The sequence below is a fragment of the Corynebacterium sp. KPL2850 genome (assembly GCF_040225855.1).
Classification (GTDB): Bacteria; Actinomycetota; Actinomycetes; order Mycobacteriales; family Mycobacteriaceae; genus Corynebacterium.
The window spans coordinates 25,770-45,761 of the sequence record NZ_JBEHFV010000022.1; the positions used below are offsets into that span (position 1 = coordinate 25,770).

The 19,992-nt window shown below is 57.8% G+C and carries 18 protein-coding genes, 1 tRNA gene and 1 pseudogene; 12 read left to right on the forward strand and 8 right to left on the reverse strand.

Going from position 1 to position 19,992, the window contains the following annotated elements:
• Positions 1-8: 8 nt before the first annotated feature.
• On the reverse strand, positions 9-4,949 hold the full coding sequence (locus ABRP93_RS08310; protein WP_349887618.1) for an Lhr family ATP-dependent helicase: 4,941 nt from the start codon (positions 4,947-4,949) through the stop codon (positions 9-11).
• A gap of 35 nt (positions 4,950-4,984) precedes the next feature.
• Between ABRP93_RS08310 and ABRP93_RS08315 the strand changes: the two genes are divergently transcribed.
• On the forward strand, positions 4,985-5,743 hold the full coding sequence (locus ABRP93_RS08315) for a 3'(2'),5'-bisphosphate nucleotidase CysQ (protein ID WP_284644548.1): 759 nt from the start codon (positions 4,985-4,987) through the stop codon (positions 5,741-5,743).
• On the opposite strand, the gene ABRP93_RS08320 is transcribed toward ABRP93_RS08315, so the two are convergent.
• Positions 5,740-6,408, reverse strand: a complete 669-nt coding sequence (locus ABRP93_RS08320) for a TetR/AcrR family transcriptional regulator (protein ID WP_349887620.1) — start codon at positions 6,406-6,408, stop codon at positions 5,740-5,742. The two genes, ABRP93_RS08315 and ABRP93_RS08320, sit on opposite strands and share 4 nt — an antisense overlap.
• Positions 6,409-6,515: 107 nt before the next feature.
• Between ABRP93_RS08320 and ABRP93_RS08325 the strand changes: the two genes are divergently transcribed.
• From ABRP93_RS08325 to ABRP93_RS08375, 11 genes are all read left to right on the forward strand, one after another.
• Complete coding sequence (locus ABRP93_RS08325) at positions 6,516-7,409, forward strand: Rossmann-fold NAD(P)-binding domain-containing protein (protein ID WP_349887622.1); 894 nt, start codon at positions 6,516-6,518, stop codon at positions 7,407-7,409.
• 48 nt (positions 7,410-7,457) lie between these two features.
• Positions 7,458-8,285 carry a thymidylate synthase gene (locus ABRP93_RS08330; RefSeq protein ID WP_349887623.1) on the forward strand — a complete coding sequence of 276 codons (828 nt, stop codon included), beginning with the start codon at positions 7,458-7,460 and terminating at the stop codon, positions 8,283-8,285.
• The gene (locus ABRP93_RS08335; RefSeq protein WP_349887624.1) at positions 8,285-8,815 is read left to right on the forward strand and encodes a dihydrofolate reductase; all 531 of its coding nucleotides are present in this window, start codon (positions 8,285-8,287) and stop codon (positions 8,813-8,815) included. The genes ABRP93_RS08330 and ABRP93_RS08335 overlap by 1 nt, the downstream gene beginning before the upstream one ends.
• Positions 8,815-9,096 carry a glutaredoxin domain-containing protein gene (locus ABRP93_RS08340; RefSeq protein WP_278722723.1) on the forward strand — a complete coding sequence of 94 codons (282 nt, stop codon included), beginning with the start codon at positions 8,815-8,817 and terminating at the stop codon, positions 9,094-9,096. The genes ABRP93_RS08335 and ABRP93_RS08340 overlap by 1 nt, the downstream gene beginning before the upstream one ends.
• A 114-nt stretch (positions 9,097-9,210) precedes the next feature.
• Positions 9,211-9,286, forward strand: a tRNA-Arg gene (locus ABRP93_RS08345).
• Between the two features lie 113 nt (positions 9,287-9,399).
• Entirely contained in the window at positions 9,400-10,002 is a 603-nt protein-coding gene (locus ABRP93_RS08350; protein ID WP_349887626.1) for a DJ-1/PfpI family protein, read from the forward strand.
• A gap of 208 nt (positions 10,003-10,210) precedes the next feature.
• Positions 10,211-10,846 carry an MptD family putative ECF transporter S component gene (locus ABRP93_RS08355; protein ID WP_349887627.1) on the forward strand — a complete coding sequence of 212 codons (636 nt, stop codon included), beginning with the start codon at positions 10,211-10,213 and terminating at the stop codon, positions 10,844-10,846.
• 50 nt (positions 10,847-10,896) lie between these two features.
• The gene (locus ABRP93_RS08360; protein WP_349887638.1) at positions 10,897-11,568 is read left to right on the forward strand and encodes an energy-coupling factor transporter transmembrane component T family protein; all 672 of its coding nucleotides are present in this window, start codon (positions 10,897-10,899) and stop codon (positions 11,566-11,568) included.
• Positions 11,565-13,049, forward strand: a complete 1,485-nt coding sequence (locus tag ABRP93_RS08365; protein ID WP_349887628.1) for an ABC transporter ATP-binding protein — start codon at positions 11,565-11,567, stop codon at positions 13,047-13,049. Before ABRP93_RS08360 ends, ABRP93_RS08365 begins: the two co-directional genes overlap by 4 nt.
• Positions 13,042-14,790, forward strand: coding sequence for an ABC transporter ATP-binding protein (locus ABRP93_RS08370; RefSeq protein WP_349887629.1), 1,749 nt, complete (start codon positions 13,042-13,044; stop codon positions 14,788-14,790). Before ABRP93_RS08365 ends, ABRP93_RS08370 begins: the two co-directional genes overlap by 8 nt.
• Entirely contained in the window at positions 14,783-16,555 is a 1,773-nt protein-coding gene (locus tag ABRP93_RS08375) for an ABC transporter ATP-binding protein (protein WP_349887630.1), read from the forward strand. Before ABRP93_RS08370 ends, ABRP93_RS08375 begins: the two co-directional genes overlap by 8 nt.
• A 234-nt stretch (positions 16,556-16,789) precedes the next feature.
• Here the strand turns inward: ABRP93_RS08375 and ABRP93_RS08380 are convergent.
• The 6 genes and pseudogenes from ABRP93_RS08380 to ABRP93_RS08405 all read right to left on the reverse strand — a co-directional run.
• A pseudogene (locus tag ABRP93_RS08380) lies at positions 16,790-17,311 on the reverse strand (MFS transporter); the annotation flags it as partial.
• Entirely contained in the window at positions 17,269-17,532 is a 264-nt protein-coding gene (locus ABRP93_RS08385) for an MFS transporter (RefSeq protein WP_349887631.1), read from the reverse strand. The gene ABRP93_RS08385 and the pseudogene ABRP93_RS08380, both read right to left, overlap by 43 nt.
• A gap of 8 nt (positions 17,533-17,540) precedes the next feature.
• Complete coding sequence (locus ABRP93_RS08390) at positions 17,541-17,696, reverse strand: hypothetical protein (protein ID WP_349887632.1); 156 nt, start codon at positions 17,694-17,696, stop codon at positions 17,541-17,543.
• A 129-nt stretch (positions 17,697-17,825) separates the two neighbouring features.
• Entirely contained in the window at positions 17,826-18,272 is a 447-nt protein-coding gene (locus ABRP93_RS08395; protein WP_349887633.1) for a DUF2871 domain-containing protein, read from the reverse strand.
• Positions 18,273-18,493: 221 nt separating this feature from the next.
• Positions 18,494-18,703 (reverse strand): hypothetical protein, encoded by a 210-nt coding sequence (locus ABRP93_RS08400; protein ID WP_349887634.1) that lies wholly within the window; start codon positions 18,701-18,703, stop codon positions 18,494-18,496.
• A 324-nt stretch (positions 18,704-19,027) separates the two neighbouring features.
• Positions 19,028-19,992: aminotransferase class I/II-fold pyridoxal phosphate-dependent enzyme (locus ABRP93_RS08405; protein WP_349887635.1), on the reverse strand; the 965-nt coding region annotated here is incomplete at its 5' end.

Below are 19,992 nucleotides of genomic sequence, written 5' to 3' on the forward strand. Positions count from 1 at the left end.
AGGTGGCGCTAGCGACGGTACCCGCCGCGCGGGCGGAAGCCACCGGAACTGCGGGGTGGCGGGGGCGGAGGTGGATCGTCGAAGCTGAGCTCCTCGATAGCTTCGGAGGCACGCCTGCCGCCGCGCAGACCGCCGCCGCGCAGGCCACCGCTCGAGCCATCACGTGAGTTACCCCGCGAGTCGTCCGGTGAGCCGTCCCGCGCCCCGCGGCGCGGAACGCGCGGCGGCGCAGCCTGCCCGGCAATGCGTATGCCCTTTGGGGTAATGCCTGCCCCGAGCGAGCGCAGGATATTAGCCGCTGAGGTGTGGTGGATGGGGTTGCCATTGCACTTCTCAATCACCAGCGGCGACATGTGCCCGGCGGCGATGAGTTCTACGAGCGAGGACAGGAGGCGGGCGTAGACGTCGGTGGTCTCAATTCCATCGGGCAGGGCGTCGATGAACGTGGTCAAGGTCTTGCCGCCGCGGGTGAGGTGGGCGATGGGGAGGCCATCGCACAGCACGACCAGTGCCCCGGCGGAGCGGGCCGGCCCGCCGGTGGCTTTGCCATCGGCATCGTCGCGCTGCGGCCAGGGTAACGCCGCGCCGTAGGGGTTAGCGGGATCCACGGCGGCGAGCACGAAGGTTTCTGGATCGGTGGTGCCAGACGGCCAGCCGGTGACATCGGGGGAATCCGCCAGGCCGCGGAGGCGATCGATAATAGCCGGGGTGGAAAATTGCGCGGCGCCGAGATCCTCAATGACATAGCCGCGCATGGCCTTGCCGGATTCCTCAAAGCCGGAAAGCACCTTATAGGCCAGCGCGAAGCCACCGAGGACGTCCTCAGCCACCACGGAGCCGCGGGTGACCACGCCGTAGCGATCCAGCCAGGCCTCGCCGTGCGCCACGGACCGCGAGGTGGCATCTTGGGCGGCGGGCACAGCCAGCGACCACCGGCCGAGCATATCGGGCGGGGTCTGGCCGGTACCGCCAGAGGCGTTCTGGGTCTGGGCGAACGAGGTGCGTCCCATGCGCAGCCGCGAGCGCGTGGGGCGCCGCTTGGAGCGGTGGGCGGTAGAGCCGCGGCCAGCGCGGGAAGCCCCTCGCCCGCCTGACGATAAGCGCGTGCGGATGGGCGCGAAGGAATCCGGGCTGGCCAGGCCCATTTCCACCAGCCCCCAGAGGGCCTCGCGAGTCTCTTCGGCGGTACCGGGGACCTCGGCGGCGATATCGGAAAAGAGGAAGCCGCCACCGCGCTCGAGCACGCCTAAAATGGCGCGCTGCAGCATGCTTACGCCCTCCGGATCGGTTTCGGGGGCGAGCTGGGCGGCGTAATCGGTAGGCAGCAGCATCACCCACGGGTCGGCTGCCCCGGCCTTTCCGGCGCCGAGGATCATCACCTCACCATTGGCGGTCAGTTCATCCAGCATGCGGGGCGAATAATCCCCCACGCGGGCGGGCAGAATGATGGATTCCCAGGCAGAGGCCGGCAGGCGCACCCCGGCGAGCTGCTCGATAGCAGAAAATACTCCATCGGCACCGCGCAGTGCCGGCCGCTTCCCGGCGGGCGCAATACCGTGCCATTCTGGGAGGAAGCGGGCGAAGGCGGCGCCAGAGACCGGCTCGGTATCCGCACGCGCGGCTGCGAGCGAGCGCGAGCGAATGGTCTTTAGCACCTCGGCGGCGCAGTACTCTTGCTCATCGATGCCCTGCCGGTAGTGGCCCTCCACAATCGAATCGAGTCCGGCCAGGGTGGTGTGTGCTGCGGATACGGAAATGCCGAAGGCAGCGGTTAGGTCCGCGAGCACGAACGGGCCGCGGGTGCGCGCCCAGCGGCTGATGAGCTGTGGGAGGGCATCGGCAAGCGTGGCGACCTGGGCGGGGATGCCGGGAGGAATGGGGATACCGAGGGCATCGCGAAGCAGCGCCGCATCCTGGGACTGGGCAAGGTGCTCGCGCCCGCCGATGCGCACCCGCATAATCCGCGAGCCCAGGCTATCCAGGGCGGCCAGGGGAACATCCGTATGCTCGCCCAGCTCTTCGACCGGGATGGGGCCCAGCACGCGCAGGAGATCCGCGACTTCCTCGGTGGTGCGCGCCCGGCGCGAGGGTGCGGTGCGCTGCAGCTGGGTATGGACCTCATCGATGATCGCGGGATCCAAGAGCTCGCGCAGCTCCACCGTGCCGAGCAGCTTGGCCAAAAGCGCCGGATCAAGGGCGAGCGCCGCCGCCCGCTTTTCCGCCAGCGGGGAATCGCCCTCGTGCATGAAGGCGCCGGTGTAATTAAACAGCAGCGAAGAGGCAAAGGGCGAAGGCTGATCCGTGGTGACCTCTGCGATGCGCACGCGGCGGTGCCCCAGATCGCGCATGACCTCCTGCAGCGCCGGCACATCATAGACGTCCTGCACGCACTCGCGCACCGTTTCCAAAATGATGGGAAAGGATGGGTACTTACGGGCAACATCCAAAAGCTGCTCGGCGCGCTGGCGCTGCTGCCACAGCGGGGCGCGCTTGCCGGGATTACGGCGGGGCAAAAGCAGCGCGCGGGCCGCGCATTCGCGGAAGCGGGAGGCAAAGAGGGCGGAATTGCCCACCTGCTCGGCCACGACATCGGCAATATCGTCGGCGTCGAAGGCAAAAATCGTGCCATCGGGATCGGCCTCGCCCTCGGGCAGGCGCAGCACGATGCCATCATCGCCGGCCACCGCCTGCGGGTCCATGCCGGTGCGCTCCCCCACGCGCGCGCCCACTGCCAGGGCCCAGGCGGAATTAACCGGCCGGCCAAAGGGCGTGTGCAGCACCACGCGCCAGTCCCCCAACTCATCCTTGAAGCGCTCGAGCACGAGCGTCTTTTCATCCGGAATAATGCCGGTGGCCTCCTGCTGCTCGCGCAGGTAGGACAAGATATTACTGCGGGCATTGTCGTCGGCGTCCGCGATAATGCTCGGGTCCGTATTTACCTCGCGGCGGTACTCGCCCAAGGCCTGGCCCAGCTCATAGGGGCGCCCGGCGCCATCGCCATTCCAAAATGGTAGCCGGCCCGTATGCCCCGGCGCGGGCGTGACCAGGACCTGATCGCGTGTAATCTCCTCGATGCGCCAGCTGGTCGCGCCCAGGGTAAAGACATCGCCCACGCGAGATTCGTAGACCATCTCCTCATCAAGCTCGCCCACCCGGCGCGGGGCCTTCCCAGACTCCCCACCGCTGTAGAGAAAGACGCCAAACATTCCCCTATCCGGGATGGTGCCACCACTGGTCACGGCCACGCGCTGCGCCCCCGGCCGCGGGGTCATCACCCCGGATACGCGGTCATACACCACGCGGGGTTTCAGTTCCGCAAAATCCGTGGACGGGTAGACGCCGCTGACCAGATCGATCACGGAATCATAGACCTCGCGGGCCAGTTCGCGGTAAGGATGGCTGCGCTTGACGATGTCATACCAGTCATCCGCGCTTAAGCCCTCCTCGCCCGCTGCGGCCACCGCCGCCACGGTCTGCTGCGCGAGCACGTCCAGCGGGTTGCGCGGGGTATGCATCTTCTCAATCATGCCGCCGCGCATGCGCGCAACCGTCAGCGTGGATTGCACCAGGTCCGCGCGGTGCTTGGGATAAAACGCGCCGTGCGATACCGCTCCCACATGGTGCCCGGCGCGGCCCACGCGCTGCAGGCCCGAGGCCACCGAGGGCGGTGATTCCACCTGTACCACCAAATCCACCGCGCCCATGTCGATGCCCAGCTCCAGAGAGCTCGTGGCCACCACGGCCTTCAGTGTGCCTTCCTTTAGCATCGTTTCCGTCATGGCGCGCTCGTCCTTGGACACCGAGCCGTGGTGCGCCCGCGCGATAACCGCCGGTGCCTTGCCCGCAACGTGCGAATGCGCCATCAGCTGGGCGGGATCGCGCCGGGTTTCCGGCGAGAGCGAATCCGGGTCATATTCCTGCGCGTATAACTCGTTGAGGCGGCTGGTCAGGCGCTCGGCACTGCGCCGCGAGTTCACAAAGACCAGCGTGGAGCGATGCGCCATGATGTCCGCGTAGAGGTCTTGGGTAATAAACGGCCAGATGGAGTTCGCGGTGGGCAGCGCGGTGTCTTCTTCCCCGCCGAAATCCTCCATGCCATCCCCGCTGCCTTCCGGCCCGCTGGTAATGCCGATGGCATCATCGACGGTGAGCTCCCCGATGGTCGAGCCCGCCTCCGGCGTGGGAAGATCCGACATATCCTCTACCGGCACGCGCACGTCCAGGTCCCACTTCTTGTGGGCCTCCGGCGCCACGATTTCCACCGGGCGATTGCCGCCTAAGAAATCCGAGACGGCCGAAAGCGGGCGCACCGTGGCAGAAAGCCCGATGCGCTGAAAGTCGCCCGCAATTTCTTGTAGGCGCTCCAGCGTCAGGGCGAGGTGGGCGCCGCGTTTGGTGCCGGCCAGCGCGTGGATTTCATCGATGATGACGGTATCGACGGTTTTCAAAATCCCCGCCGCCTTTGAGGTCAGCATCAAATACGCCGATTCCGGGGTGGTAATGAGGATATCCGGTGGCTTGCGCACCTGCCGGGAGCGCTCTGCTGAGGGTGTATCGCCCGAGCGCACGCCCACGGAAATATTCGGCGCCTCCAGCCCCAGCTTTTCCGCGGTCCGGGCAATGCCGGTCAGCGGCGCCCGCAGGTTATTTTCCACATCCACGCCGAGCGCCTTGAGCGGCGATATATACAGCACCCGCACGCCCGTTGCGGAGCCTGCGGTGTTTCCTACCGGCAGGGCCAGTTGTCCTTCGCGCTCCACGAGGTTGTTTAGCGCCCATAAAAATGCCGCGAGCGTCTTACCAGAACCGGTGGGGGCAACCATCAGGGCATGATCCCCGCGGGAAATCTTGTCCCAAGCCTGGGCTTGTACCGCGGTGGGAGCGGCAAAAACGTCCTGGAACCACTGCGCCACTTGGGGGCGAAAGCGCTCGAGGATGTTTTCTGGCATGACCACACTCTAGTCCCCGTTGTAATGTGGGCACCATGACCGTCGAGATTTCTGATTCCCGCCTGACCAATTCGCTCGCCCAAGGCTGCGGCGAGATTTTAAAGGGCGTACGCAATGGTGGTCTGCTGCGGGGCCTTTCGCTTGGCGATGCCGGCGATGACGCCGCCCAAGAATGGATCGCCCGCGTATTAGAACAGCACCGGCCCGGCGATGGCGTGCTTTCTGAAGAGGCCTCCGATGACCTTGCCCGGCTAAAAAAGAAGCGCGTCTGGATCGTGGATCCGCTTGACGGCACCAAGGAATTTGCCACCGGCCGCCAGGACTGGGCGGTGCACATCGCGCTCATTGAGGACGGCACCCCGGTCCACGCCGCGGTGGGCCTTCCAGATTACGGCGTGACCTTCAAGTCCTCCGATGTGCGCGCCGTCGCCGGCCCGCTATCCAAGAAATTCGTCATCTCCCGCAACCGCCCACCCAAGGTGGCCGGCTATATCGCGGAAAAGATGGGCTATGAAACCGAGGGCGTCGGCTCCGCCGGCGCCAAGGCCATGCACGTGCTGCTGGGTGATTATGACGGTTATATTCACGCCGGCGGCCAATACGAATGGGACCAGGCCGCCCCGGTAGGTGTTGCCATGGCAGCCGGCCTGCACTGCTCCCGCCTCGATGGCAGCCCCATCACCTTCAATAACGAGGACACCTTCATCCCCGATCTGCTCATCTGCCGCCCCGAGCTCAAAGATGAGATTCTGGAGCACGCAGCGGCCTTTGCCGAGGAGAATGGCGGCTTTTAGAGCCCCAACTCATCAGTGAGCCGCGCTACCGATCGGGCATGGAACTCGGCGAACTCGCTCAGCGTATCGCGCCCTAGGTAGCCGAAAACCTCGGCGTTAATCAGCCCGATGATCCTCACCCAGGCCTCCAGCGCCATTTCCATGGCGTCCGCGCTGAGATCGGAGCCCATATCTTTCGCGGCTGCCTCCATATCCGCATCCAGGTGGGGCGAGCGCTGCCTCAGCGGCACTACCGTGGACTGCTCAAGCAAGGAGGCGAGGCGACGGCTCACTTTGGTGCCCGCTGCTATCGTCTCGGCGGTTGGCGCTTGATAGCCCACAATCGGGGTGCCATAAATCAGGCCCCACCGTTGCGGAAATTCAAGGGCCCACTGCCTCATCGCACCTACGAGGCCAATGAATCGCTCACGCGGTTGCACACTCGGATCATCGTGGCGCGCCACAGCCCCATCTAGGGAGTCAAAAGCATCAACGATGAGGAGAGTAATAAGGCTCGCCCTATCCGGGACGTAGCGGTAAATACCAGAAGGGACGATTCCTAGCTCACGGGCTATGGCCCGTAGGTTCAGCGCCTCTACACCACCACTAGCTAGTTGCTGCCGCCCCAGCTCGATGATGCGGGTCATCGTCTGCTCTCGGGCGCGCTCGCGTGGGGTTTGTGCCATGAGCAAACTATAGCAACTCACAAAAGAGAGCACTGCTCTTGCTTTCAGTGGCCCCGCCCTATATTTTTAGAGAGCACCAGTCACTAATATGAATAGGACTCCGCATAATGAAATTTCTCATCACTGGCGCCGGGCCCGTTGGCCGTGCGGTTACCCGCGAACTCACCTCCCGGGGCCATGAATGCATCATCATGAGCCGCCATGGCTCAGTGCTCGACCTAGGCCCATACGTACAGCACATCACCGGCGATGCCACCCAAAAAGAGTCCTATCCCGCAGACGTCGACGGCATTGTCCACTGCATCCACGCCGCTTATACCGCCGAGGCATGGCGCACGCTCCTAATCCCCGCTGAGGACACAGCCCTCCGCATCGCCGCCGAACGCGCCATCCCCATCGTCTTTCCAGAATCCATCTACGGATTCGATCCGAGCTACAAATCGTTTTCACCCGGTACCCCTTTAACCACATCCAGACAAGGAAAACCCGGCGTGCGCGCTGCGCTCATCAATACCCGCCTCGCTTCACCTGCCCGCACCGTATCGGTGGTGGCCGCAGATCTATTTGGCCCGGATTCTGGCCCGGGGTGCGTGTATCACCAACTGATCATCGGCAAGCGCGTTCCCCTCGCACTCTTCAACGCGCATACCAAGCATTCGGTTACCTACCTTCCGGACTTTGGCCGCGCGCTTGCCGATGCCCTCCTTGACCCCACCAGCCCACCTATCATTTCCGTACCCTGCGCCCCTGCAATTACCCAGGCGGAGTTCGCATACCTCGCAGGCTGTCGACACTCACCCATAACGCTGCGTCCGTGGATGCTCAAGCTTGGCGGGCTCTTTAATTCCGACCTTCGTGGTCTTTTGGAGATGCGCTATCTGTGGGAGCGTCCCTCCATCTTGAGTGGTGCTGGCGTCCAGTGGGAAGCCACCCCGATCGAGCAGGCACTGCGAGAAACACTTCGAGCAAGCAGCCCCTCTACCAGCGCCGACAGGAAATAAAAATTTCAACTATCCCCATGGCTTTCTAACGTTCTACACTGGGGCACCATGAGTGATACGTCCACCGCCTCTAGTGCCACTATCAAAACCCCGTATGAGGATCTCCTCCGCCGCGTCCTCGAAGAAGGCACGGCCAAAGGCGATCGCACCGGCACCGGCACGCGCTCCATTTTCGGCGCGCAGCTGCGCTATAACCTTGCGGAATCCTTCCCGTTGCTGACCACGAAGAAGGTCTACTTTCGCGGGATCATCGGCGAGCTGCTGTGGTTCCTGCGCGGTGATTCCAATGTGAAATTCCTGCAGGATAATAACGTGCGCATCTGGAACGAGTGGGCCGATGAGAACGGCGATTTGGGCCCAGTCTATGGCGTGCAGTGGCGTTCCTGGCCCACCCCGGATGGGAGCCACATCGACCAAATTCAGCAGGCGCTCGATACTCTGAAGAATAACCCGGACTCGCGCCGCAACCTGGTCTCCGCGTGGAATGTATCGGAGCTCGACCAGATGGCGCTTATGCCCTGCCACCTGCTCTTCCAGCTCTACGTGGCCAATGACACGCTGTCGCTGCAGGTCTACCAACGTTCGGCGGATATGTTCCTGGGCGTGCCCTTCAATATCGCTTCTTATGCGGCGCTGACCCACATGTTTGCCCAGCAGGCCGGCCTCAAGGTGGGCGATCTCATCTGGACCGGCGGCGATTGCCATATCTATAACAACCACGTGGAGCAGGTACAGCAGCAACTTTCCCGCGAGCCGCGCGAGTACCCGCAGCTTAAACTCAACAAGGCGAAGGACCTCTTCTCCTATGACTTCGCCGATTTTGAGGTACAAGGCTACGACCCGCACCCGGCCATCAAGGCGCAGGTGTCGGTCTAATGCTCGGCGCGATCTGGGCGCAGTCCCTGGACGGCATCATCGGCGATGGCGCCCAGATGCCTTGGCACGTGCCGGAGGATCTCAAGCACTTCAAGGACGTCACCATGGGCGCGCCGGTCATCATGGGCCGCAAGACCTGGGAGTCCCTCAACCCCAAGTTCCGTCCCCTGCCCGGCCGGGACAATTACGTGCTCTCCTCGCGCGCACCCGGCACGTGGTCAACTGGTGCTACGGTGGGCAGAACGATGCCCGCGCTTGCCGATGCCTGGGTCATCGGCGGCGGCCAAATCTACACCGCCGCCTTGGACCAGGTAGACCGCATCGAGGTCACTCTCATGGGAGTAAACATCGGCGATATCTATGGCACTGACGCTGTCTTTGCCCCGGATATCCCCGATACGTTCGGCTTGGCCTACAGCACGGATTGGCTTACCTCTGACACGGGGCATTTAGAGCTTCCCGAGCAGCCGGCCAGCGAGCTACCCATGAAGTACCGCTTTTTAACTTACGATAGAGAGGACGCAGCATAATGACTGTACAAGCACCCGAAACCAACGCCGATGTCACCATCTTCTACGCCGACTGGTGCCCATTTTGCGCCAAGCTCATCAAGAACTTGGACCGCACCGAAACCCCATACGAGCTCGTGGACGTAGAGGGCGATAACACTGACGACATCAACGAGTGGATCAAGTCCGTCAACGACGGCAACCGCATCATCCCCACCGTCTTGTACTCCGACGGCACCCACGAGACCAACCCGCCCGCATCCTCCGTGCGCAATAAGCAGGAAGAGCTGGCAGGCGCCTAAACCTCATAGCTAAGGCTGCTGGCCGGACCTATACAAATGGCCGCGCACGCAGCCTTTTGGGGCGCACTCGCGCCCCACTGCTATGATGATCCGAGTTGCATAAGCAACATCCCCGCCCCAGTAGCTCAGGGGATAGAGCACGGCTCTCCTAAAGCCGGTGTCGGAAGTTCGAATCTTCTCTGGGGCACCAATGTGTACCCCTCTGACCTGCATCAGAGGGGTAAATTTTTTCACGCTTCTGCTTATTGACCCCGCGTACCAAAACACTAAGGTCGTCAAAATCGGTTTTGATACGGTTTAGTCATGAGCCAGACGCGTCCGCACAACATTGGCATCGTACTTTTTGATGGGTTCGAGTTACTCGATGTTTTTGGCCCCGCAGAAGTACTCGCAAATACACCAGGCCTTGAAGTCAACTATCTGTCAAAACATGACAGTCCGGTAAGCAGCGCTCAAGGGGTACGCATAGTTCCGACAATGCGTTTTGAATCTTTCTCTGGAGATACTCTGCTCGTGCCAGGAGGACGCGGTACACGCTCACTTGTTCAAGATCCAGAATTCCTCCGCCAGCTAACCGCCCTTGCAAGCTCGGCGGACATCATCACCTCAGTTTGTACTGGGTCAGCATTACTCGCCGCCGCGGGCCTTTTAGAAAACCACACCGCTACCACAAATAAGAACGCGTTCGACTGGGTTAGAACGCACGGCCAGAAAATTGAATGGAAAAAGCAAGCTCGATGGGTCCACGACGGCAATCTCTGGACATCATCCGGTGTGGCGGCAGGAATTGATATGGCGGTGGCTTTCATTACTTACTTCTTCGGTGAAGAAACAGCACTCTCAGTGACCAACCATATTGAGCTCATCGTCAACAGCAATCCCGATAACGATCCGTTTGCTGTCTGATTTCATTCGGTCCAAGCATGCAGAGGCGGTACACCTTAGTTTCCTCATGTCGATAAGTAGTTATTTTATGATCCATAAAATAACCGCTTATCTGCATTCGCCACCATTAAGGGTGAATCTTGAGATCAGTCTAGAAATACCTTTTAAAAAGTATTATATGTTTTAGGTAAGCCTTACTTTCACTACTGTTCATGAATCGAGGTTTACCATGACCCAACAGTCCTCTACGCCCGCACGGACTACAAGCTCATCCAGTGGGTCGACAGCACGTTTAAACACCAGAGATCTCATCAACGCTGGCATCTTTGCTGCACTTTACTTTGTAATCACCTTTGTAACCGGGATGGTCGGATTCGCAGGACCACAATTCATGTTCATTGGCTGGTTCATCGCGGCAATTGCAAATGGAATCGTGCTAGCACTTTATGCCGCCCGCACGCCCAAAATGGGCGCTTTCACCCTTGTCGGCGGTATTAATGGATTAGCCTTCATGCTCACCGGGCACTACTTCTGGACCTTGCTGGGAAGCATAATTCTTGGGTTTATCGCGGATTTGATTATCACAAAAAGCCGACTCGGGATTGCCAAGTCCTTCCCTATTGCCTATGGCGTCTTCTGTGCCTGGGTTTCTTTGCCTTTTATCCCGCTAATTCTGGATACGGACTCATACTACGTCGATATCGCAGACCAAATGGGCCAAGAATACGCCGATGCTATGTCGGAAATCTTCCAGCCATGGACCATTGGAGTACTGGCCATTTGTGCGCTCATCGTTGGCTTTATCGGAGGAAAGGTCGGAGTTCGCGTCAGCCGCAAACACTTTGAAAGCGCTGGTCTCCTGTGAGCCTGCAAAAACAGGGCGTGCTTCGTCGATCTTCGATCGATCCACGGACCGTGCTGCTTTCTGTTCTAGTAATCAATGCGGTAGCTCTCAGCCACGGCCACCTACCGACACTCCTGATTTCTATCGCCTTTAGCTCCATCGCACTAGCTACAGTAAAGCCACACTATGGTCTTATTTGCCTGTGTGCTTTTGCATTATCCTATTCAGGGTATTGGGGCCTATTACAGCTTCCTGGCTCCACATTTTTCGCTTTTTCGGCGGCAATTTTTTCGTGGCTAAGCCGTTTCGTCATCAGCATGTCCATCGGCGCATTCGGCTTGCTCACTCTCACACCATCCACGTTGACCTCAGCACTGCGGGACCTGCGTTTACCAGGCTGGGCCACCATTCCACCGGCGGTATTCCTGCGCGTTTTGCCGATCATCGTGGCAGAAGCCAAAGCCATCCGCGATGCCATGGTCCTTCGGGGTCTCCAGCCTGGAGCGAAAAGCTGGTTTACACAGCCCACACAATCGTCCGCGATGCTGATCATCCCCTTGTTAGGCGCCGTCGTCCGCGCTGGTGATGAGCTCGCTGCCTCTGCTCTTGTCCGCGGATTGGGAGGACCCACACGCCCAACCACCACCGCCGATCTTTCCTTCAAGCTTGTCGATGCAACTGCATTAGCTGGGTTGGGCCTCGTTGTTGCCTCTGTCTGGCTTCCCACGGAGGTGTCCGCATGATCGAACACAGTGTCGCCACCAGTGTAAACGCCCACGAAGTATCTTTTACATATCCATTGGGCGCTCGGCCAGGCATTCAAGGTGTATCTGATGTGTCTTTTTCTGTCTCTCCAGGACAGTGCCTACTGATTACCGGTGATTCCGGATCGGGAAAGTCCACGGTGCTCAAGTTGATCAACGGACTCATCCCCCATTTCAATCCAGGAGAGCTACTAGGCACCATCACTATTACAAAGGATGACCAGGCTTTTAACCCTGCAGAAGAACCGCTCTCCCGCACCATCGAGTTCAGCGCCTCAGTATTCCAGAATCCACGGACGCAGTTTTTCACTGAAAGCGTCAATGCAGAATTAGCCTTCGGGCTAGAAAACCTTGGTATGGATCCCACAGAAATTGAATCTAGGATTCAATCAGCGGTCGAGCGACTAGGCATTAACGATCTTCGGGGCCGGCGATTCAAAGAATTATCCGGTGGACAGCTACAAACCGTGGCATGCGCATGCGCGCTTGTGTCCCCGGGCAGTCTCGTGCTTCTCGATGAACCCACGTCCAACCTCTCCATGGAAAGCATCGATATTCTTGCACGCGTACTACACCGCTTGAAGGAATTAGGCACAACGATCATTATCGCTGATCACCGCCTCTTTTTCTTAAAAGATATCGCTGACCAAGTTATTTACTTGACTCAGGGAAAAATAACGCGGAGTTTCCACGCGCAAGAGTTTTATGCCTTAGACGAACCCGAACGCAAACAATTGGGGCTACGCAGCTTACACCACGTTCCCCTGCCCGCGAGCGTGCCGGCACCACCCACGCCCGAAAACGCCGATCCCCAGCGGAGCGGACTCGAGTTAAGCAATATCCGTTTTTCTTACGGCACGCATGAGGTGCTAAACATTGACCACGCATTTTTCTCCAGCGGCGAAGTCACCGCCTTAATCGGGTCCAACGGTGTTGGCAAAACCACCCTCGCCAGGATCATTTGTGGTCTTGCTTCTCCCAAACGCGGCGGTAGCCTCCGTTTGAACAGCAAACGCGTAGGAGCAACAGCTCGGAGGCGTAGCGCGTACATGGTGATGCAGGACGTTGGCCGCCAGCTATTCGCTGCCACCACCGAAGAAGAGGTCACGCTCGGACTGGCAAAGAAGAAGCGGGACCACATCGATGTCAACGAGATTCTCCATCGCCTCGATCTGGAAAAGATGGCCCAACGGCATCCGCAGTCTCTGTCCGGTGGGCAACGGCAACGCTTAGCCATAGCTTCAGCCCAAGCCGAGCAAGCAGAGGTCTACATCTTCGATGAACCTACCTCTGGAGTGGGCTGGCGCCAACTGCAATCCATCTCTGCGCTGCTTCGATCTCTTGCAGCAAGCGGCGCAGTGGTCATCGTTATCACCCATGACCACGAATTCATCCAAGAATCAGTCACCAGAATCATCGATATGACGGAAATCAATAAGAATCGAGAAAGAAATGTCTGAGGTAAAACAAAGTTCCACAGAATCAAGCGGAACCCACGCACCAGAATCACACGGTGCGTCACCGGAAGAAGAGGCTCGCGCAAAACAAAAAGCCGGCCAGGTTGCTCTAAAAAAGCTACTGGCCCCAGTACAAATAACCATCTACTTCGCACAGTTTCTCGCGCTTATATCCTCGGTACTCGCCGTAGCACCCTACGTCGCGTTGGTGGCACTGGGAAATGCTCTAATCGACGGCAATACTGATGACATCGCGTCCATTGTGAAATGGCTCCTTGCAGCATTTTTGGGCCAGCTATTCTTCTATTTCCTTGCCCTTACGATCACCCACTTCGCTGATGCAAAACTGGTGGGGATTAACCGGCGCCGAATTATTACCGCTATTGCGAAAGCACCACTCTCGTGGTTTAGCCAGACTAATTCCGGCAAAGTCCGCAAAGCAGTCGAGGACGATACGCTAACTCTGCACACCCTGACAGCCCATGCTCCTGTAGAGCAAGTTGCCGCAATCTTCACGCCTCTTGCGCTTCTAGTTTATGCCTCTATCTTGGATTGGCGCCTTGGCCTACTTTCTATTGCCACTGTGCCCATTTTCCTAGCAATCCAGGCGTATTCAATGAAAGATATGGGCACAAAAACTGCGGAAATGGACGATTATCTTGGAGAGGTTTCTGCCACTGCAGTGGAGTTCTCCGAAGGTATTTCCGTCGTCAAGGCTTTCGGCACCGTTGGCAAAGCCCACGCTCGGTACCGCGAAGCTGCTAAACAATTCGCTGACTTCTATTACGAGTGGGTACGTCCGCTTCTTCGCGTTAGCGCAATTTCAGAATCCGTGGTGGCGGTTCCTGTCCTCATCCTTATCAATGTAGGAGTCGGTTCCCTGCTGATAGCTGGTGGCTATGTCACGGTCGCTGAAGTCATCGCAACAACGTTGATTGCACTGGTGATCCCGGGCACGATTCAAACCGTCGGCCGAATGATGTGGTCTTACCAGCTCGCTGGCAATGCGGCGTTGCGCCTTGATGAAGTCATGACAATTTCCCATGTGAAAGAAGGTTCAAAGAGCCTCGATGCCAGTAGTCAAGACATGGCGGTGGAATTCCACAAGGTCAGCTTTAGCTACGCCCCAGACACACCAGTCCTCCAAGACTTTTCTGCGCAACTAAACGCAGGCACTGTCACGGCATTGATTGGCCCCTCCGGGTCTGGCAAATCCACAGCAGCAACGATGCTGGCGCGTTTCCAGGATCCAGATTCGGGCACAATCACTATCAACAACGTGGATATCCGTGATCTCACTTTCGACAGTTTGTACCGCACTGTGGCTTTCGTCTTACAAGATCCTCACTTACTGCGCATGAGTATTCGGGAAAACATTCGCCTTGCACGCCCAGAAGCTCGCGATGAAGAGATCTGGCAAGCAGCAGAGGCCGCACACATAGCTGCTGATATTCGCGCTTTACCGGCTGGGCTCGACACCGTTGTTGGTGAGAACATCTCTTTATCCGGTGGACAACAGCAACGCATTTCTATTGCCCGGGCAATTATTACCAATGCCCCAATATTGATCCTGGATGAAGCTACTGCGGCAACTGATCCTGACTGTGAAGCAGAAATTCAAGCGGCTCTGGCCACACTCGTAAGAGACAAGACCGTCTTGGTCATAGCCCACAAACCGGAGTCAATCCAAGGCGCAGACCAAATAATCCGCCTCAAGCCTGTGAAGGATAATTCTCATGTCTAATGCCACCACGCCTGCTAGTTCGCGGCTTCGTGATCCGTTACTTACTCGCAGTGTCAAAAAGCTGCAAAGTCCTGTAGGTCATAAGCTCAATAAAAGGCATGCTTGTCTATCGCTTATCGTTGGCGTGCTTGACGGCCTCGCCGTTCTCACGCTCGTGCCACTTACAAAGGCACTCGATGGGGATACGACGATCGCACCATGGATGTGGACGCTTTTGGCAATTGCGCTCGTAGCTTTTGCGCTACGATTTTTCGCAACCATGGCCTCTTACCACACGGCCTTGGATTTCATCCGAACCGCGCACACGACTGTGGGCGATAAATTGGCAACGCTACCGCTCGGCTGGTTCATACCGGCTAATACCGGCGGGCTATCTCGTCTCGTCTCAGATCGTTTTATGGTGGCGGCCGAGACTCTTGCACATACTCAAGGCATGGTGTACCGCGATGGTGCAGCACTTATGACCCTGTTGGTTGGAGCGTGTTTCTGGAATCCGCGGTTGGGATTGGTCTTTCTAATCATCGCACCATTGGCGCTCGTGGTGATGCAGTTGGCTGCATGGATTCGTGAGAAAGCATCGAACCGCGCACTCGGGCCGAGTAAAGAGCTCTCCCAGCGCATCGTAGAATTTGCTAACCGCCAGCCGGCCTTGCGCGCGGCGGGAAAATCACAAGGGTTTGCGCCGCTTGAGCAAGCACTAGAAATCGATCATAAAGCACGGATACGCGAGCTATGGGTATCCACATTAGCTTTGCTACTCAACGGCATAGTAGTGCAGATCTTCATCGTGGCTCTCATTATGGTCTCCGCGGATCTTGCCGTTGAAGGCGCCCTATCGCCACTAGAAACAATTGCGATCATCGGAATCAGCTTGAGGTTTACCCGCACGCTTGAGCAGCTGGGCTCTTCTTTCGTCGGTTTAGACGTCGGCCGTATCGCACTTGCAGAAACCGAGCTCATTACCGATGCCCCTTCCCTGCCAGAACCCACTACTCCGCGCACAGGAGACGGCTCGGGCAGTGTTGAGCTGCGCAATGTCACGTTCGGATACGGAGATAAGCCGGTATTGGTCGATGTCGCCTTCCACGCCCAACCGGGCACCGTTACCGCCATTGTCGGCCCTTCTGGCTCCGGAAAGACCACAATTGCGCGCCTTATTTCGCGATTCTGGGATGTAGATTCCGGGGCGGTGATGGTTGACGGCGTAGATATCCGCGAGCTTGGAACCGAACAGCTAATGTCCAGACTATCCATGGTCTTTCAGGACGTCTATCTCTTTGATGATTCGCTGATTGCTAATATCCGCGTTGGTCGTCCCGATGCCTCCGATGAGGAAATCTTCCGTGCAGCTAATCTTTCAGGCGTGACGTCTATTGCGAACCGGCTAGGGTGGCACACTCCGGTTGGTGAAGGAGGACGGCTTCTGTCTGGCGGCGAGCGCCAGCGCGTATCTGTTGCTCGCGCGCTGCTCAAACAAGCGCCGATTGTTCTCTTTGATGAAGCAACTTCCGCGCTCGATGCAGAAAATGAGGCAAATATCCTTGCCGCAATGGACGAGCTACGGGAGAAGTCTACTTTTATCGTCATCGCCCACAAGCTGGATACAATCAAATCTGCTGATCAAATAGTAGTCTTGGATGAACACGGGCACGTCAGCCAACTTGGTACCCACGCTGAGCTTTCCGATGTCCCCGGTATCTACCGTCACTTCTGGCAGCAACGCAAAGCAGCACGCGGGTGGAAAATCAGTTCGGGACGCGATTAACGCGGGCACCGAGATCAGCATTGCTTGCGGGGTCCCCTTCTCCCCCGCAGCACGGCGCACCCGAAGTGCACCAACAAAGCCCAGCGCGAGGAACGCAGTAGCGGCGACGAGTGACCACTGCGCGGCGTTGGTCATGCCCTCGCTTAAGGCCTGCACCACTGCCCCAATCTGGCGCACGGTGCTTTGCGTTGCGGAGGCGAACCCCAGGCCCAAGCCGTACAGGGTCAGCGGTGCGGCGATGATCCAACCATTCGTATCCGGCCCCATAAGCAGGACGAAGATAAGGACGCCGACGGCTTCCAAGCCGAGCCCGATGAGCACGGTGCCAGGCGCCCCGTACCGTGCCGCGACGTGGGGGGCTGCGGCACCGGAGAAAAATGCACCGATTGCCATGGCTGCCAGCACCAGGCCAGCCAACATCGTGCTGAGGTCTAGCGCATTAATCAGGTACAGCGGCAGCACGAAGATGATGGCAAACTCGCCGATTGCTACCGCACCAGCGGTGATATTGCCCCACGAGAACGTGGAATAAGAAAACAATTCAAGATCCAACAGCGCCGAGCGGTGCCTCCGCTCGCGGTGCTTTTCCCACCTGATAAACAGCACGAAGCCCACGGCCGAAATCGCGGACGCTAGCGGAACCGGTGAAATAGCCGCGTTTTCGGACCAGGTCCAGCCAAAGATGCTGAATGAGGATTGGGGCTCCCACCAGCCTAGGTCGGGGCCCTCGATAATCGCGAATACCAGGACACCCATTCCGTCAGTGCACCACCGGCAGGCGGTCCGACCGCTGCCGCGCCGGAAATCACCGCGCCCCACACACCAAAGGCTGCTGCGCGGTATTTGCCGCGGACTACGGTATTAACCGTGGAAAGCGTGGAAGGCATGATGAACGCAGGACCGATTGCCTGTACTGCGCGCGCGGAGATCCACGTGGCGGCGGAGGTAGAAAATCCCGCCAATACGCTGCCTGCCACGAATATTGTCAGGCCGGTGAGGAACGCGCGCTTGCGTCCTCAGGTATCCGCATTCTTGCCCGTCGGCGCAGCAGCACCGCCAGTAGCACCACATAGAGGCTGTTGACCCACTGCGCCTGCGTCAGGTTGAGCTGCAGGTCAGTGATGATCGAGGGCAATGCCACGCCGACGATGGTGCCATCTAGAACAATGACGCCCAGCCCGACGGAAAGAACCGCCCGGCTTAACCAATCGCGGCGAGTAGGCGCCGTGACGTTTTCTTGAGCGTTCTTGAGCGCTGCGCTCGCTCATAGTTAGGCGTTCACCGAAGCATTGGCGCTGCCTGCATCTGGTTCCTTGATGGCCCGGCCCAAATTCACGAGGAAGACCGTCAGCCCTACTGTGATGAAGATATGGCCCAGCCCAGCAATACCAGAAATCATCTCATTGGATTCCTTGCCTAACACCGTCAAAATGCCGTGTGAAATTTGCATTCCAACGGTAAGCACAACGCCCACGTTGTACAGCCAGAAGAACGAGTTGAATAGCTGGCGGTGACGCGACAGAACGAAAAGCTTTTCCAGTGCCAAGAAGATCAGGAACATCATGAAGCCCAACGCCAACAAGTGGGTGTGAACCACTCCTAGCTGCGTGTACTCCCCTTCTGGGAAATCTTGCAGCTTCGTAAACTCCCGATAAAACAAACCAGCGAGCAAGCCGAGGACGAGATAGAAAATCGCTGCCCTATACAAAGCCTTCATGTAAATACTCCTTCCCAGTCACCACCGTGACCGGATAGCCGAGGGGATCAATTTCTCTAAATACATATCTTGCCCCAACTTGTCCGGCTTTGAATCGCAGAGGCGGTTGAGACTTGCACCAACCAGGAGGTTGATTGGCGACGCGTAACCTCGACTCCTCTTCATGCCCGCGAGGAGTGCAGCCCCGAAAACTGGCGCTTCTAGCGCACGGCTTTTACATTCTACTTTTCAAATGCATGACCGGAACGAGCCAGCGCGAGGATCACTAGCACGATCCCGATGCCCGCTGAAAGCAACGGAACTACAGCATTACCTGATTGCTGCCTAGCATCGGCAGCATCGATTCCGACGTTAATTAAAATCGGCGCTACGATGAGCAAAACCACGCCGACGAATCCGGTGGCCAATAACAACTGAAGTTTCCGATTCATCGCTCACCCTCATTCTTTCGACCTCGTTCGGAAGCATAATCCGCCAGCGATAGAACAACACCTATGAGCAAAATTGTGACCACTAAAATCAGTGCCCAATGATGGTCATTAAACAGAACCCCGAGCACAATGGCTATCAAGGCAGAGACGCAGAATGGCCGGAAATGCTTCAAAAAGCTTCTCATGGGCATCATACTACCTCCGCCGCCATTCGTAATGGATGCGTGGGCTAAATCCAGCCACGTAGGCGGTCTTGTTCATGTGAAAGCAGCATTTAGACAGCGTCTATATGGCCTTGAGGCCGAATTAATAAGGTCTGCCGCCTTAGGAGGACGCACTATTCGCGATTTTTTGTAGCCCTCTAGAAAGAGTTTCCTCGTCACGCCAAATAGGAAATTTCAAAAAGGTCGAGAATCCGTTTGAAGGTGAGAACATACTCCCTGGTGCTAAAAGAACTCCAGCTGACGCAGCACAGGACGCCAGCGTTGTAGCGTCTCGGTGAGAGTTTATCCAAATGGAAGTGCCACCATCAACTGGCAAGATATCCCACTCTGGCAGTAACTCAGAAACGAATCGTGTTGTACGCTCGAAACCTTTTGTGAGCATTTTGCGACGCTCGCTACGAGCCTCCTTGGCTTTATCCAATAGCTTAACCGCGATTATCTGCTCGAATACTGGTGGAGCCAAATCTGATACTTTTCTAATCTCGCGTAGCATGTGAATATTGTTTTCAGAGCTACGAATCCAACCAATACGCAATCCACCCCAAAAAAGCTTCGAGAGGGTTCCAATCAATAAGTGATTGTCATCCGGAATACGTCCGGCCAAAGTCCTACCTACCGAAATTCCTAATGTGAGATCAAAACTACTGCAATCCTCAATAATTTTGACTTTATAGTGCAGTGCACACTCAGCGAGCTTTGTTACACGCTCTTCAGATAAAATCGTTCCTGTGGGGTTATGTACACTGGCCTGACAATATAAAACTTCGTCATGCGTCCCGCCTAAATACGTCTCTAGGCTTGAAGTCCCGAGAGCGGCCCGTGGAATCGCATGCGTCTTAATGCCTTTGAGCGATAACGCTTCCAAAGTCCCGCGATAGGTTGGATCCTCGCAAAAAATCGTATCCCCTTGAGACATCCACATCTCGATTGCCATATTTGTCGCATGCTGCGCACCATTAGTAATCAATAGTTGTTCGGGCTTAGTCGGGAGGACCTGACCCCCAGATGGTGGACACCTTGAAACCAGCATCTCGCTGGGGAAGTGAGGTACCTTTCCACCATGCC